The organism is Kitasatospora sp. NPDC097643 (assembly GCF_040302625.1).
In the GTDB taxonomy this organism is placed as follows: domain Bacteria; phylum Actinomycetota; class Actinomycetes; order Streptomycetales; family Streptomycetaceae; genus Kitasatospora.
The window spans coordinates 105,551-119,253 of sequence record NZ_JBEOSA010000016.1 but is presented as its reverse complement, the minus strand read 5'-3'; the positions used below and the strand labels follow the sequence as shown (position 1 = coordinate 119,253).

Below are 13,703 nucleotides of genomic sequence, written 5' to 3'. Positions count from 1 at the left end.
GGCGCCCTGCGCCGTCCCGGCCCGCCGTCCGGTCGTCGGGTTCACCGGGCCTCCACGGCGGTGCACTGCCACTGCCCGGCCGGGCCGCACTGCTCCAGCCGGAAGGCCACCATGTGGTGCCGGCGGCCGAGGTCGACCCGGACGCAGGCCTCGACCGCGTCCGGCGAGGGTGACCGGTCGTGCACCGGGCCGAGCCGGGGCCGGTCGGTCACCCCGCCCCGGCGCAGCACGCCGACCCGGACCAGCGAGGCGAGCTGGCCGTAGCCGTGCAGCGTGGTGTGCCGCATCAGCTGACCGGAGGGCCGGGCGCCGGTGAGCACCTCGACCAGCTGGTGGGCGAACCGGGAGGCCAGTTGGCGGAGGTCGGGGCCGGGCGCGGCGGTGCAGGCGGCGCGCGGGTGGCGCGGTCGGCGCCCGGCCGGGTCCGGGGTGGCGGTGCACGGCCGGCGGTGCGGTCGGGCGTCCACCCGGGCGGCCGGTTGGCCGGTCGGCTGGGTGGTCGGCTGGGTGGTCGGCCGGGTGGCGCGGGAACACCGGTGGGTCATGGTCACGGTCGGCTCCTCGAGCGGATGGTGCGAGTACGAGCGGACCCTTGCTAGCGGTGCCTCGCGCGGGGCGGCAAGGGGTTTGCGCGGTGCTCCGGCACCGCCGGAAAGTTCACCTATCCGGGGGAACGGGCCCATGCGGCGACAGGCCGGCCGTCCGGGCCGGAGGCTGCCCGGTTGACGTGCGGCGGCGGGCCGTACGGTCCGAAAGGGGACGCCCCGGTTCGGCGGACCGGGTGGCCCCGCCCCAACGCCCCCGTTGCGCCGCCCGGCCGGCCGCGCGCACCATCGGAAGCCGGACCGGGAACCGCAGGGGCCTGACGGCCCCATGACGACGGGCGGCCGGTATGACCACACGGACAGCGGCGGTGCCGTCCCCGGCGGCCGCGGGCAGCGCCCCGACCGCCGAGGGCACTCCCCGGCGCGGCCTGGTGCTGGGCGGCGGCGGGATGCTCGGCGCCGCCTGGACGATCGGCGCGCTCTGCGCCGTCGAGGAGGCCACCGGGCGGCAGCCGGGCGGCGCGGACGTCCTGCTCGGCACCTCGGCGGGGGCGATCCTCGCCGCGCTGCTGGCCGGCGGGGTGCACGCCGAGCAGCTGCGCGACCACCAGCGCGGCCTGCCGATCACCGACGGCCCGCTGGCCGGGGTGGCGTTCGACTACGACACGGCCGTCGGCGGAGCGATGCCGCCCCGCCCGCGGGTCGGCATCGGCTCGCCCGACCTGCTGCTGGACGCCGTCCGGCACCCGCGGACGTACCCGCTGCTGACCATGGTGTCGGCGATGGCGCCGCACGGCCGCGGCTCGCTGGCCCCGGTCGGCGAGCTGGTGCGCGGCCTGCTCGGCCCGGGCGGCTGGCCCGCTGCCCAGGCCGGGGAGGGCGGCTCCGACGGCGGCCTGACCGGCGGCCTGGCCGGCGGCGTGAACGGCGGCCCGGACGGCGACCACCGGGCCGGCCGGGACGCGGACCGTGGCCGGGGCGGCGCGGCGCCGGACTGCTCGGCACTGCGGGTGGCGGCCGTGGACTACCGCAGCGGCCACCGGGTGGTCTTCGGCGACCCGGACGCCCCGGCGGTCGCCGTGGCCGACGCGGTGATGGCCTCCTGCGCGATCCCCGGCTGGTTCGCACCGGTCCGGCTGAACGGCTCGGCGTACGTGGACGGCGGCTGCTGGTCGGCCACCAACGCCGACCTGATGCTCGGCCGCGGCCTGGACGAGGTGTACGTGCTCGCCCCGATGGCCCTGCGGCTGCTCCCGCCCACCGCTCAGGCCGACGACCCGCCCACCCCGGCCGACGGCCCGCCCACCGCCCCGGCCGACGGCGACGGCCGCACCGGGCGCGGCACCCTCGCCGCGCTGCGCGAGTGGCGGGCCCGGGACTTCCCGCGCGGGGTGCTGGCCCAGCTGGTCAGCCGCTACCGCCGCGCCGTCACCCACCAGCTGCTGCGCGAGGCCGCCCAGCTGCGGGCCGAGGGCGTCCGGGTGCGGTTGCTCGCGCCGACCCTCGCCGACCTGGCCGTGATGGGCCCGAACATGATGGACCCGTCCCGGCGCGGCGCGGTGCTGGAGAGCGCCCTGCGGACCAGCCGGGAGGCCCTGCGGACGGCCCGCTGATTCGGGTCGGGGTGATCACGGGCGGCCCCGCGGCGCATATTCTTGGGGCGCTGGAAGCTGTGCCGCTGGACGAACCCCGCTGGACGAACCGGAGAGTGCCACCGATGCGCGTGTACGTGCCCACCACCCTGAACGGCCTGGCGGCGGCGCACCCGGGCGGCTCGCTGGATCAGTCCGCGGCGTACGCGGTGACCCCGGCGCTGCGCGAGTGGTACGTCAGCGACGACCTGGAGGAGCTGGAGTACGCGGCCCTGAACCGGGCCGCGCAGTCCTCGCTGCGGCTGCTGGCCGCCGACCCGGACGCTCCGCGCCGCCGGGTCGTGGTGGCGCTGGACGTGGCCGACGCGGCGGTGCGGCCGTTCCCCGGCGACGAGTACCAGGACCAGGCCTCGCTCGGCCGGGTGGTGCTGAGCGGACCGGTGCGGCTGGCGAAGGCGGCGGCGGTGCACGCGGACGTGGCCGACGCGGAGGTGGTCGAGGACGTCACGGCGGCGGTGGCGGCGGTGGCCGCGGCCGACGCGGGCGACCAGGACGCCCAGTTCACCGTGGACGGCGCCGAGGACCACGACCTGCTCTGGTTCGCCACCCAGGAGATCCCCTCGCTGCTGGCCTGAGGCGGTTGCCCGGCGCGTGAGCCCCTCGGGTGAGCCCCGTCCTACCGGTGTGTCGGTGGCCGGGGTTACCGTTCCTGACGTGCGTACTCACATCGTCTGGGACTGGAACGGCACGCTCTTTCACGACATGGAGGCGGTGCTCGGCGCGAGCAACGCCGCGTTCGCGACCATCGGCGTCGGCCCGATGACCATGCAGGAGTACCGCGAGCAGTACGAGGTCCCGATCCCCCGCTTCTACGAACGGCTGCTCGGCCGGATGCCGTCCGAGGCCGAGTGGCTGCGGCTGGACACCGCCTTCCACGACCGCTACCACGAGCTGCGGGAGGCCTGCGGGCTGACCGAGGGCGCGCGCGAGCTGATGGACGGCTGGCGGGCGGCCGGGCACAGCCAGTCCCTGCTGTCGATGTACGAGCACGACCGGCTGCTGCCGGTGGTCGAGGGCTTCGGCCTGACCGCCCAGTTCCTGCGGGTGGACGGCCGCAGCGGCCCGTCCGGCGGGCAGAAGGCGGAGCACCTGGTCCGGCACCTGGCCGCGCTCGGCGACGGGGTGCACCCGGGCCGGACGGTGCTGATCGGCGATGCCGCGGACGACGCCCGGGCGGCGCTGAGCGCGGGTGCGTACGCCGTGCTGTACACCGGCGGCTCGCACACCCGGGAGAAGCTGGAGCCGGTCGGCGTGCCGGTGGTGGACACCCTGGCCGAGGCGGTCGAGCTGGCCGGCCGGATCGCGAGCCGGATCGTGGGCTGAGCGGGCCGGATCGTGGGCTGAGCGGGCCGGCGGGGCCGAGCAGCCCGGAGACAGGCGTGCGGACGTGGCGGGCGCCACGTCCGCCGCCCGCGTGTCCCGACGGGCGGATCCCCCGGTGGCTGGTCAGGCTGGACTACGGCCTGTCGCGTGGACCAGGCCGAGCCGCCAGTAGGACGGAGCCGCCATGCCCATCGACGCAGTCACCCAGGTGCCGACCCCGGTCAACGAGCCGGTGCTGGGCTACGCGCCCGCGAGCCCGGAGCGGACCCGGCTGGTCCGGCGGCTGGACGAGCTGGCGGCCGAGCAGGTCCCGCTGCCGATGACCATCGGCGGCGAGCAGCGGTTCGGCGGCGGCGAGCGGATCGAGGTCGTCCAGCCGCACCACCACGCCGCCAAGCTGGGCGTGCTCGGCAACGCCACCCGGGAGGACGCCCGCGCGGCGGTGGACGCGGCGCTGGCCGCCGGCCGGGAGTGGCGCTCGCTCTCCTTCGACGACCGGGCGGCGGTCTTCCTGCGCGCCGCCGACCTGCTGGCCGGGCCCTGGCGGGAGACCCTCAACGCGGCCACCATGCTCGGCCAGTCGAAGACCGCGCAGCAGGCCGAGATCGACTCCGCCTGCGAGCTGATCGACTTCTGGCGGTTCAACGTCCACTTCGCCCGGCAGATCCTGGCCGACCAGCCGATCTCCTCGCCGGGCGTCTGGAACCGCACCGACCACCGCCCGCTGGAAGGTTTCGTCTACGCCGTCACCCCGTTCAACTTCACCGCGATCGCCGGCAACCTGCCCACCGCGCCCGCGTTGATGGGCAACACCGTGGTGTGGAAGCCGGCGCCGACCCAGACCCTGGCCGCGCACCACCTGATGCGGCTGCTGGAGGCGGCCGGCCTGCCGCCCGGGGTGATCAACCTGGTCACCGGCGACGGCCTCCAGCTCTCCGCGGTCGCCCTCGCCGACCCGGCGCTGGCGGGGCTGCACTTCACCGGCTCCACCGCCACCTTCCAGTCGCTCTGGCAGACGATCGGCGCCAACATCGGCGGCTACCGGACGTACCCGCGGATCGTCGGCGAGACCGGCGGCAAGGACTTCCTGCTGGCCCACCGCTCGGCCGACCCGGAGATCCTGAAGACCGCGCTGATCCGCGGCGCGTTCGAGTACCAGGGCCAGAAGTGCTCGGCGCTCTCCCGCGCCTACCTGCCGCGCAGCCTCTGGCAGCGGATCAAGGACGACTTCCTGGCCGAGGTGGACGCCCTCACGGTGGGCGACGTGACCGACCTGTCCAACTTCATGGGGGCCCTGATCGACCGTCGGGCCTTCGAGAAGAACCGGGACGCCATCGAGCGGGCCAAGGCCGACCCGACGATCGAGCTGGCGGCCGGCGGCCAGTACGACGACGCGATCGGCTGGTTCGTCCGGCCGACCGTGCTGGTCTCCTCCGACCACCGGGGCGAGATCTTCCGGACGGAGTACTTCGGCCCGATCCTGGCTGTCCACGTCTACGAGGATTCCCGCTGGGCGGACGTGCTCGGCCGGGTCGACAAGGGCGCACCGTACGGCCTGACCGGCTCGGTGATCGCGCAGGATCGTTACGCCATCGCCCAGGCTGTGGAGGAACTGCGGTTCACCGCCGGAAACTTCTACATCAACGACAAACCGACCGGCGCGGTGGTCGGCCAGCAGCCCTTCGGCGGTGGTCGGGCCTCCGGGACCAACGACAAGGCGGGCGCCGCCCAGAACCTGCTGCGCTGGACCTCGGCCCGCTCGATCAAGGAGACCTTCGTCCCGCCCGTACGCCACGGCTACCCTCACATGGGCTGATGGCGAACGCGAGGTTCCGGTTTGGACATGGTGTCCAGGACGGACCGATCATCCTGCAGGTTTGCGCCTCCCTGTCCCTGTCCACCTTCGATTGATCCGGTTAGGCTGGGCGGCGTCGTCGGGTGGCTTCGCAGGCCGAATGACTCGTCCTACCCGCTGTGAAGGTGTTTCATGCGCGCCATGGAACCTTTCCATCGGATGGTGCGGCAGGATTGCGGAAGACCCGTCGGTGCACATCCACACACCACCGAGTCACGCAACGGCGCGCGACAGGAGCCAAGAAGTCATGCAGACCAAGCTGGACGCAGCCAAGGCCGAACTGCTCAAGAAGGCAGCCGCAGCCGCTGAGAACAGCCAGGTGGGGGGAGCGGCGCCGGGGGAGGGTCTGAGCAACGGCGCTCTGACCGCGTACCTGCACCACTACTACCTCCACACCGCGCCCGAGGACCTGGTCGACCGCGACCCGGTCGACGTCTACGGCGCGGCCGCCTCCCACTACCGGCTGGGCCTCAAGCGCCCGCAGGGCACCGCCGAGGTGCGGGTCCACACCCCCTCGGTCGAGGAGAACGGCTGGTCCTGCGGCCACACCGTGGTCGAGGTCGTCACCGACGACATGCCCTTCCTGGTCGACTCCGTCACCAACGAGCTGTCCCGCCAGGACCGCGCGATCCACATCGTGATCCACCCCCAGCTGGTCGTCCGCCGTGACATCACCGGCAAGCTGCTGGAGATCCTGGACGTCGACGCCTGCTCCCGCAGCCAGGCCGCCGGCGCCGAGTGGCCCGCCGACGCGACCGTCGAGTCGTGGATGCACATCGAGATCGACCGCGAGACCGACCGCGAGGACCTGCGCTCGATCGAGACCAACCTGCGCCGGGTGCTCGGCGACGTCCGCGAGGTCGTCGAGGACTGGGGCAAGATGCGCGAGAGCGCGCTGCGCCTGGCCGACGAGCTGGCCGAGGAGCCCCCGACCGGCCTGGCCGAGCAGGAGGTCGGCGAGGCCTGGGAGCTGATGCGCTGGCTCGCCGACGACCACTTCACCTTCCTCGGCTACCGCGAGTACGACCTGGTCGAGCACGAGGGCGAGGAGGTCCTCAAGGCCGTCGCCGGGACCGGCCTGGGCATCCTGCGCGCCGACCCGCACAGCCGCGACGACCGCCACCACTCGGTCAGCGAGGCCTTCGGCCGCCTCTCCGCGCCGGTCCGCGCCAAGGCCCACGAGAAGAAGCTGCTCGTCCTGACCAAGGCCAACAGCCGCTCCACCGTGCACCGCCCGGCCTACCTCGACTACGTCGGCGTCAAGAAGTTCAACGCCGCCGGCGAGCCGGTCGGCGAGCGCCGCTTCCTCGGCCTGTTCTCCTCCGCCGCGTACACCGAGTCGGTCACCCGGATCCCGGTCGTGCGCCGCAAGGTCCAGGAGGTCCTGGACGGCTCCGGCTTCTCCAGCGAGAGCCACGACGGCCGCGACCTGCTGCAGATCATGGAGACCTTCCCGCGGGACGAGATGTTCCAGACCGCGGCCTCCGAACTGCTCTCCATCGCCACCAGCGTGCTCTACCTCCAGGAGCGCCGTAAGCTCCGGCTCTTCCTGCGTCAGGACGAGTACGGCCGCTACTTCTCGGCCTTCATCTACCTGCCGCGCGACCGGTACACCACCCGGATCCGGCTGCTGCTCACCGACATCCTCAAGACGGAGCTGAACGGCGCCACCATCGACTACACGGTGTACGCCACCGAGTCGGTGCTGACCCGTCTGCACTTCGTCGTCCGGGTCGCCCCGGGCACCGAGCTGCCGCACCTCACCGACGCCGACATCGAGCGGATCGAGGGCCGGCTGGCCGAGGCCGCCCGGTTCTGGATGGACGGCTTCCACGACCAGCTGCACCTGGAGCTGGGCGAGGAGAAGGCCGCCGAGCTCGGCCACAAGTACGGCAACGCCTTCCCCGACGGCTACCGCGCCGACTTCCCGCCGCGCACCGCCGTCTCCGACCTCAAGCAGATCGAGTCGCTGCACGGCGAGGGCGACTTCCGCCTCAACCTGTACCAGCCGGTCGGCGCCGGCGACGACGAGCGCCGCTTCAAGATCTACCGGGTCGGCGGCCCGATCTCGCTCACCGAGGTCCTGCCGGTGCTCCAGCGTCTGGGCGTCGAGGTGCTGGACGAGCACCCGTACGCGCTGCGCCGCTCCGACGGCACCACCGCGTGGGTGTACGACTTCGGCCTGAAGCTGCGCGAGGCCACCGAGCTCACCGACGAGGCGCGCGAGCGCTTCCAGGAGACCTTCGCCGCCACCTGGACCGGCCTGGCCGAGAACGACGGCTTCAACGAGCTGGTGCTGACCGCCGGGCTGAGCTGGCGGCAGGCGATGATGCTGCGCGCGTACGCCAAGTACCTGCGCCAGGCGGGCTCCACGTTCTCCCAGGACTACATGGAGGACGCGCTCCGCAACAACACCCACACCACCCGCCTGCTGGTCAACCTGTTCGAGGCCCGACTGAGCCCGAGCCACCGCTCGGGTGCCGCCGAGCTGACCGAGGGCATCCTGGAGGAGCTGGCCGGCGCGCTCGACGAGGTCGTCTCGCTGGACGAGGACCGCATCCTGCGCTCCTTCCTGCACCTCATCACGGCCACCCTGCGGACCAACTTCTTCCAGCACGACGGCTCCGGCGCGTGGCACTCCTACGTGTCGATGAAGTTCGACCCGAAGGCCATCCCGGACCTGCCGGCCCCGCGCCCGGCGTTCGAGATCTGGGTCTACTCGCCCCAGGTCGAGGGCGTCCACCTGCGCTTCGGCAAGGTCGCCCGCGGTGGTCTGCGCTGGTCCGACCGCCGTGAGGACTTCCGCACCGAGATCCTGGGCCTGGTCAAGGCGCAGATGGTCAAGAACACCGTCATCGTGCCGGTCGGCGCCAAGGGCGGCTTCGTCGCCAAGCAGCTGCCGGACCCGTCGGTGGACCGCGACGCCTGGCTGGCCGAGGGCGTCTCCTCGTACAAGACGTTCATCTCCGCGCTGCTGGACATCACCGACAACCTGGTCGGCGGCGAGGTCGTGCACCCGGCCGACGTGGTCCGCCACGACGAGGACGACACCTACCTGGTCGTCGCCGCCGACAAGGGCACCGCGACCTTCTCCGACATCGCCAACGGCGTCGCCGAGTCGTACGGCTTCTGGCTGGGCGACGCGTTCGCCTCCGGCGGCTCGGCCGGCTACGACCACAAGGGCATGGGCATCACCGCCCGCGGCGCCTGGGAGTCGGTCAAGCGCAACTTCCGCGAGCTCGGCGTCGACACCCAGACCGAGGACTTCACCGTCATCGGCATCGGCGACATGTCCGGCGACGTCTTCGGCAACGGCATGCTGCTCAGCGAGCACATCCGCCTGGTCGCCGCCTTCGACCACCGCCACATCTTCCTCGACCCCAACCCGGACGCGGCGGTCTCGTTCGCCGAGCGCCGTCGCCTGTTCGACGTGCCGCGCAGCTCCTGGGACGACTACGACAAGTCGCTGATCTCGGCCGGCGGCGGCGTCTTCCCGCGCAGCGCCAAGTCGATCCAGCTGACCCCGCAGGTCCGGGCCGCGCTCGGCATCGAGGACGCCCGGCTCACCCCGGCCGAGCTGATGAAGGCCATCCTCCAGGCGCCCGTCGACCTGTTCTGGAACGGCGGCATCGGCACCTACGTCAAGGCCTCCACCGAGACCAACGCCGAGGTCGGCGACAAGGCCAACGACGCCATCCGCGTCAACGGCGAGCAGGTCCGGGCCCGGGTCATCGGCGAGGGCGGCAACCTCGGCTGCACCCAGCTCGGCCGCATCGAGTACGCGGCGGCCGGCGGGCCGGAGAGCGCCGGCGGCTGGATCAACACCGACGCCATCGACAACTCGGCCGGCGTGGACACCTCGGACCACGAGGTCAACATCAAGATCCTGCTCAACCAGGTCGTCGCCGAGGGCGACATGACGGTCAAGCAGCGCAACGTCCTGCTGGCCGAGATGACCGACGAGGTCGGCCACCTGGTGCTGCGCAACAACTACGCGCAGAACGTGGTGCTGGCCAACGCCGTCGCCCAGGCGCACAGCATGGTCAACGTCCACTCGCGGATGATCAACCGCCTGGAGGCGGCCGGCCAGCTCGACCGGGGCCTGGAGTTCCTGCCCACCGAGCGCCAGATCCGTGACCGGCAGCAGAACGGCCGCGGCCTGTCGCAGCCCGAGCTGTCCGTGCTCCTCGCGTACACCAAGATCACGCTGGCCGACGAGCTGCTCGCCACCGAGCTGCCCGACGACCCGTACTTCCGCACCGCGCTGCACGAGTACTTCCCGAGCGCGCTGCGGGCCCGGTTCGCCGACGCGATCGACAACCACGCGCTGCGCCGCGAGATCATCACCACCCTGATCGTCAACGACACGATCAACCGCGGTGGCTGCACCTTCGCCTTCCGCCTGAAGGAGGAGACCGGCGCGACCTACGAGGAGATCGCCCGGACCCACACCGCCGCGCGGGCCGTGTTCGGCCTGGAGGAGATCTGGTCCTCGATCGAGGGCCTGGACAACCAGGTCCCGGCCCGGGCCCAGACCAAGATGCGGCTGCACTCGCGGCGCCTCGTCGAGCGCGCCACCCGGTGGATGCTCAACAACCGCCGCCAGCCGCTCGACATCGCCGGCACCATCGCGTTCTTCCACGACCGGGTCAACCAGGTCTGGGGCTCGCTGCCCAAGCCGCTGCGCGGCGAGGACCTGACCTGGTTCGAGTCCGTGTACAACGAGCTCGCCGCGGCCGGCGTGCCCGAGGAGCTGGCCACCCGGATCGCCGGCCTCTCCTCGACCTTCCCGACCCTGGACATCACCGAGGTCGCGGACCGGTCCGGCAAGGACGTGACGGACGTCGCCGAGCTCTACTACGACCTCGCCGACCGCCTCCAGATCACCCACCTGCTCGACCGCATCATCGAGCTCCCCCGGACCGACCGCTGGTCGTCGATGGCCCGGGCGGCGATCCGCGAGGACCTCTTCGCGGCCCACGCCACCCTGACCGCCGACATCCTCGCCTGCGGCCCCGAGGGCGCCACCCCGGAGGAGCGCTACACCGCCTGGGCGGAGCTCAACGGCACCCTGCTGAACCGCGCCAAGAGCACCCTCGACGACATAAGGGGTTCGGACAACTACGAGCTGTCCAGCCTGTCGGTGGCCATGCGCGTCATCCGCACCCTGCTGCGCACCGGCACGATGCGCTGACGGTCGGCTGAACGGAAGGCTGAACGGAAGGGGCCCGCGTCCACGGACGCGGGCCCCTTCCGCTTCCCCGGGCCGCCGGGGCGCTCGGGGTGTGCGGCGGGTCAGTGGCGGGCGGCGCGTTGGAGGGCGCTCGCGAGGAGGGCCAGGTCGGTGGGGCCGTTGCCGAGTTCGCGGACGGGGCGGCGGGCGGGTGGGGCGCCGAGTTGGAGGGGGTCTATGGCGACGACGGTGGGGCGCAGGGTGGCGGTGCGCGGGATGCGGCCGCTGATGCGGGCGGTCTGGAAGGCGGTGACGCCGCCGTCGGGGAGCCGGAGGTAGCCGCGGCCGGGGGTGTCCTCGGGGAGGGCGGCCGCGTCGCCGAGGTGGATGAGGAGGTCGGAGTCGGCCGGGTCCTCGGTGCGCAGCGCGATCCGGAGCAGGGCGGCCTCGTCGACCTCGGTGCCGGCGCTGTCCTCGGGGCGGCCGGTGGTGATCGCGAGGTGGACGCCGAGCGGGCCGCCGCGGCGGGCGACGGCGGCGAGCGCGCGGGCGAGCGGGCGGCCGGCCGGGGAGGTGGGGGAGAGCAGGGCGTCGTAGTCGTCGACGACGACGATCAGCCGGGCGGGACAGGGGGCGGAGGCCGCGGGGGAGGCGGCCGGCCGCGGGGCGTCGCCGCTGCGCGGGTGGACGATCTTCGCGGTGGCGGCGGCGGAGGAGGCTCCGACGGCCGCGGGGACGGGGACGGCGGCCGGACGGTCGTCGGTGTCCTCGGCCCGGTCGTCCAGGATGCGGGCGGCGTGCCAGGAGGCGAAGTCCAGGCCGTCGAACAGCTGCTCCCGCAGGGCGAGTTCGTCCTCCAGGGCCTCGGCCGCGAGCAGTGCGCCCCGGGGGTCGGTGGCGGCGTTGACGAGGCCGGTGACGTGCGGCAGCTCGGTGCAGCCGTCCAGGCCGTCCTCGGTGGCCCGGCCCTCGACGAGGGTGACGGCCAGCCGTTCGGGCCGTTCGGAGACGGCGAGCGAGGCGACCAGGGTGCGCAGCAGTTCGGTCTTGCCGGAGCCGCGGGCGCCGCCGATCAGCAGGTGCGGGCCGCCGGGGTCGGGGGAGGGCAGGGCGAGTTCGGGGTCGGCGAGGTCGAGGGTGCAGAGCTCGTCCCGGGTGGTGCCGAGTAGGGCGGTGGCGGCGCCGATGCCGCCGGCGTGCGCGGCCCAGCGGGCGGACAGCTTGGCCGGGGTGACGGTGTCGAGCTGGAGCAGGTCGAGCAGGCGCAGGGCGTCGGGCAGCGGGCCGCGGGCGGCCGGGGCGGCCTCGCGCAGCGGGGCGAGGAGCCGGGCGAGCCGCTCGGCCCAGGCGTCGGAGACGGCGTCCAGCGAGACCTCGTGCAGGGTCTCCCGGCCGCGGGCGACCGGGCGGTCGAGGGAGAGGTGGGTGCCGACCTCGCCGGTGATCAGCGCGGTGGCGCCGAGGCCGCGGGGGAGCAGTTCGGGCTGTTCGGCGAGGCAGATCGGGAAGATGCCGACGGCCGGGCCCTGCCGCAGCAGCAGGTCGAGCGCCTGCCGGGCGGCCTCGGTGGCGGGGCGGCCGTCGACCACGACCACGGTGGCGGGGTGGCCGCCGAGGCCGACGGGGCCGCTGAGCCGGGCGGTGAGCTCGGTGAGCCGTGCGGTGGCCTGGTCGTCGTCGAGGCCGAGCAGCAGGCGGCAGTCCTGGCCCTCGGCGGGGCGCAGGTGGGGCAGCCAGAGGGCCCAGGCCCAGGTGTCGGCGCGGTCCTCGGGGCTGCGGGCGGGGTCGGCGTCGACCACGACGAGGCTGAGGCCGGTCGGCGGGTGCAGCGCGGCGAGCTGGGCGACGACGGCGCGGGTGAGCGCGTCGAGGCGCTCGCGCGGGCCGCTGAGGCCGAGGCTGCCGGCGGTCTGGAGGTCGAGGGTGACCGGGACGGCGGGCAGCAGCGTGCCGGGCGTGGTGCCGGGGCCGCCGGGCCGGTCGGCGGTGCCGAGGCGCAGGGTGAGTGCGTCGGGGTGGCCGGGGCCGCGCTCCCAGAGCCGGGGGCCGGGGCCGACGGCGTTGAGCAGCAGGGTGGCGAGGTCGGGCCAGCGTTCGCGCTGGGCGGCGGCCTGGCGGTGCCGGACGGCCGCGTGGTGGCGCTCGGCGCTCTCCTCGGGCGGCTCGGCGGTGCGGCCGAGCCGCAGCGAGAGCAGGCCGCGGCCGCGCCCGGCGGCGGGTTCGGGGCCGGCCGGCGGTTCGACGACGGGCGGCGCGGGCCGGACCGGGGCCGGGGCGGCGAGCTGGAGGTGGCCGTGGCCGTCGGGCAGCGCGGCGCGGGCCGCCGCGGGGCTCTCCGGCCGCTCGGGCTGGGCCAGTTGCAGGGTGGACTCGCCGATCCGCAGCAGCGCGCCGGCCTCCAGCGGGACGGCCTCCTCGGGCGGGCCGGGCGGGACGAGCCGGCCGTCCAGGGTGGTGCCGTTGGTGGAGCCGAGGTCACGGACGGTGACCCGGCCGTCCTCGGCGAGGTGCAGGGCGAGGTGCAGGCGGGAGACGTCCGGGTCGTCGAGCGGGACGTCGGCCTCGCCGGAGCGGCCGATCCGGATCTCCCGGCCGTGCAGCCGGTGCACACCGCCGGCGTCCGGGCCGCCGACCACGCGCAGTTCGGCGGCGGCGGGGGTGTCGTCGGGGTCGTCGGCGGTCGGGTCCGGCTCGTTGAGGCTGAGGACGGCGCCGTCGAGCAGCGGGGGGTGGCCGAGCAGGGTGTGTTCGTCCACCCGGTGCGCCCCGGCGTAGAGGTGCACATGGGTGGCGGACCGGGGCCCGCGCACGCCGACGGCGCCCGCGAGCGCGCCCGCGAGGGCACCGAGCGCGGTGCCGACGGGGGCGGTGACCAGCACGTCCACGTAGGGGATGGCGGAGCCGGCGGCGGTCGGGCCGCTGCGCGGTCGGAGGACGGTCAGCCGGATCTGCATCTCGCCCGCGGGTCCCTTCTGCTGGTGTGAAGCCTGGTACCGCTGCCCGGTGTCGCCGCGGGCGCGCCGGCGGCGACGGCGGGCCTTGGGCCACACGAGTGGCGAGTGTCCATCCTGCCATCCGTCACGGACAGTCGGCGCACGGTACCGGATTTGACGATCTTGCGATCATCGACATGGTGAAGGCGACGGAGAGTCAGG

7 protein-coding genes are annotated in these 13,703 nt (G+C 74.1%); 5 read left to right on the top strand and 2 right to left on the bottom strand.

Going from position 1 to position 13,703, the window contains the following annotated elements:
• Positions 1-41 precede the first annotated feature (41 nt).
• Entirely contained in the window at positions 42-545 is a 504-nt protein-coding gene (locus ABTY15_RS13830) for an Rv3235 family protein (protein WP_350581713.1), read from the bottom strand.
• Between the two features lie 347 nt (positions 546-892).
• Here ABTY15_RS13830 and ABTY15_RS13825 point away from each other — a divergent pair, with 347 nt between their 5' ends.
• From ABTY15_RS13825 to ABTY15_RS13805, 5 genes are all read left to right on the top strand, one after another.
• Positions 893-2,158, top strand: coding sequence for a patatin-like phospholipase family protein (locus ABTY15_RS13825; protein ID WP_350581668.1), 1,266 nt, complete (start codon positions 893-895; stop codon positions 2,156-2,158).
• A 104-nt stretch (positions 2,159-2,262) separates the two neighbouring features.
• Positions 2,263-2,772 carry a DUF6912 family protein gene (locus ABTY15_RS13820; protein WP_350581665.1) on the top strand — a complete coding sequence of 170 codons (510 nt, stop codon included), beginning with the start codon at positions 2,263-2,265 and terminating at the stop codon, positions 2,770-2,772.
• A gap of 79 nt (positions 2,773-2,851) precedes the next feature.
• On the top strand, positions 2,852-3,520 hold the full coding sequence (locus tag ABTY15_RS13815) for an HAD family hydrolase (protein WP_350581662.1): 669 nt from the start codon (positions 2,852-2,854) through the stop codon (positions 3,518-3,520).
• Between the two features lie 190 nt (positions 3,521-3,710).
• Positions 3,711-5,336 carry an L-glutamate gamma-semialdehyde dehydrogenase gene (pruA, locus tag ABTY15_RS13810; protein ID WP_350581710.1) on the top strand — a complete coding sequence of 542 codons (1,626 nt, stop codon included), beginning with the start codon at positions 3,711-3,713 and terminating at the stop codon, positions 5,334-5,336.
• Between the two features lie 286 nt (positions 5,337-5,622).
• The gene (locus tag ABTY15_RS13805) at positions 5,623-10,569 is read left to right on the top strand and encodes an NAD-glutamate dehydrogenase (RefSeq protein WP_350581659.1); all 4,947 of its coding nucleotides are present in this window, start codon (positions 5,623-5,625) and stop codon (positions 10,567-10,569) included.
• Between the two features lie 101 nt (positions 10,570-10,670).
• Here the strand turns inward: ABTY15_RS13805 and ABTY15_RS13800 are convergent, their stop codons facing one another.
• Entirely contained in the window at positions 10,671-13,502 is a 2,832-nt protein-coding gene (locus ABTY15_RS13800; RefSeq protein ID WP_350581656.1) for an FtsK/SpoIIIE domain-containing protein, read from the bottom strand.
• Between the last annotated feature and the right edge of the window lie 201 nt (positions 13,503-13,703).

Coding starts and splice junctions, on each gene's coding strand:
- ABTY15_RS13820 (WP_350581665.1), top strand. CDS start 2,263: ATGCGCGTGTACGTGCCCACCACCCTGAACGGCCTGGCGGCGGCGCAC.
- ABTY15_RS13825 (WP_350581668.1), top strand. CDS start 893: ATGACCACACGGACAGCGGCGGTGCCGTCCCCGGCGGCCGCGGGCAGC.
- ABTY15_RS13805 (WP_350581659.1), top strand. CDS start 5,623: ATGCAGACCAAGCTGGACGCAGCCAAGGCCGAACTGCTCAAGAAGGCA.
- ABTY15_RS13830 (WP_350581713.1), bottom strand. CDS start 545: ATGACCCACCGGTGTTCCCGCGCCACCCGGCCGACCACCCAGCCGACC.
- ABTY15_RS13800 (WP_350581656.1), bottom strand. CDS start 13,502: ATGCAGATCCGGCTGACCGTCCTCCGACCGCGCAGCGGCCCGACCGCC.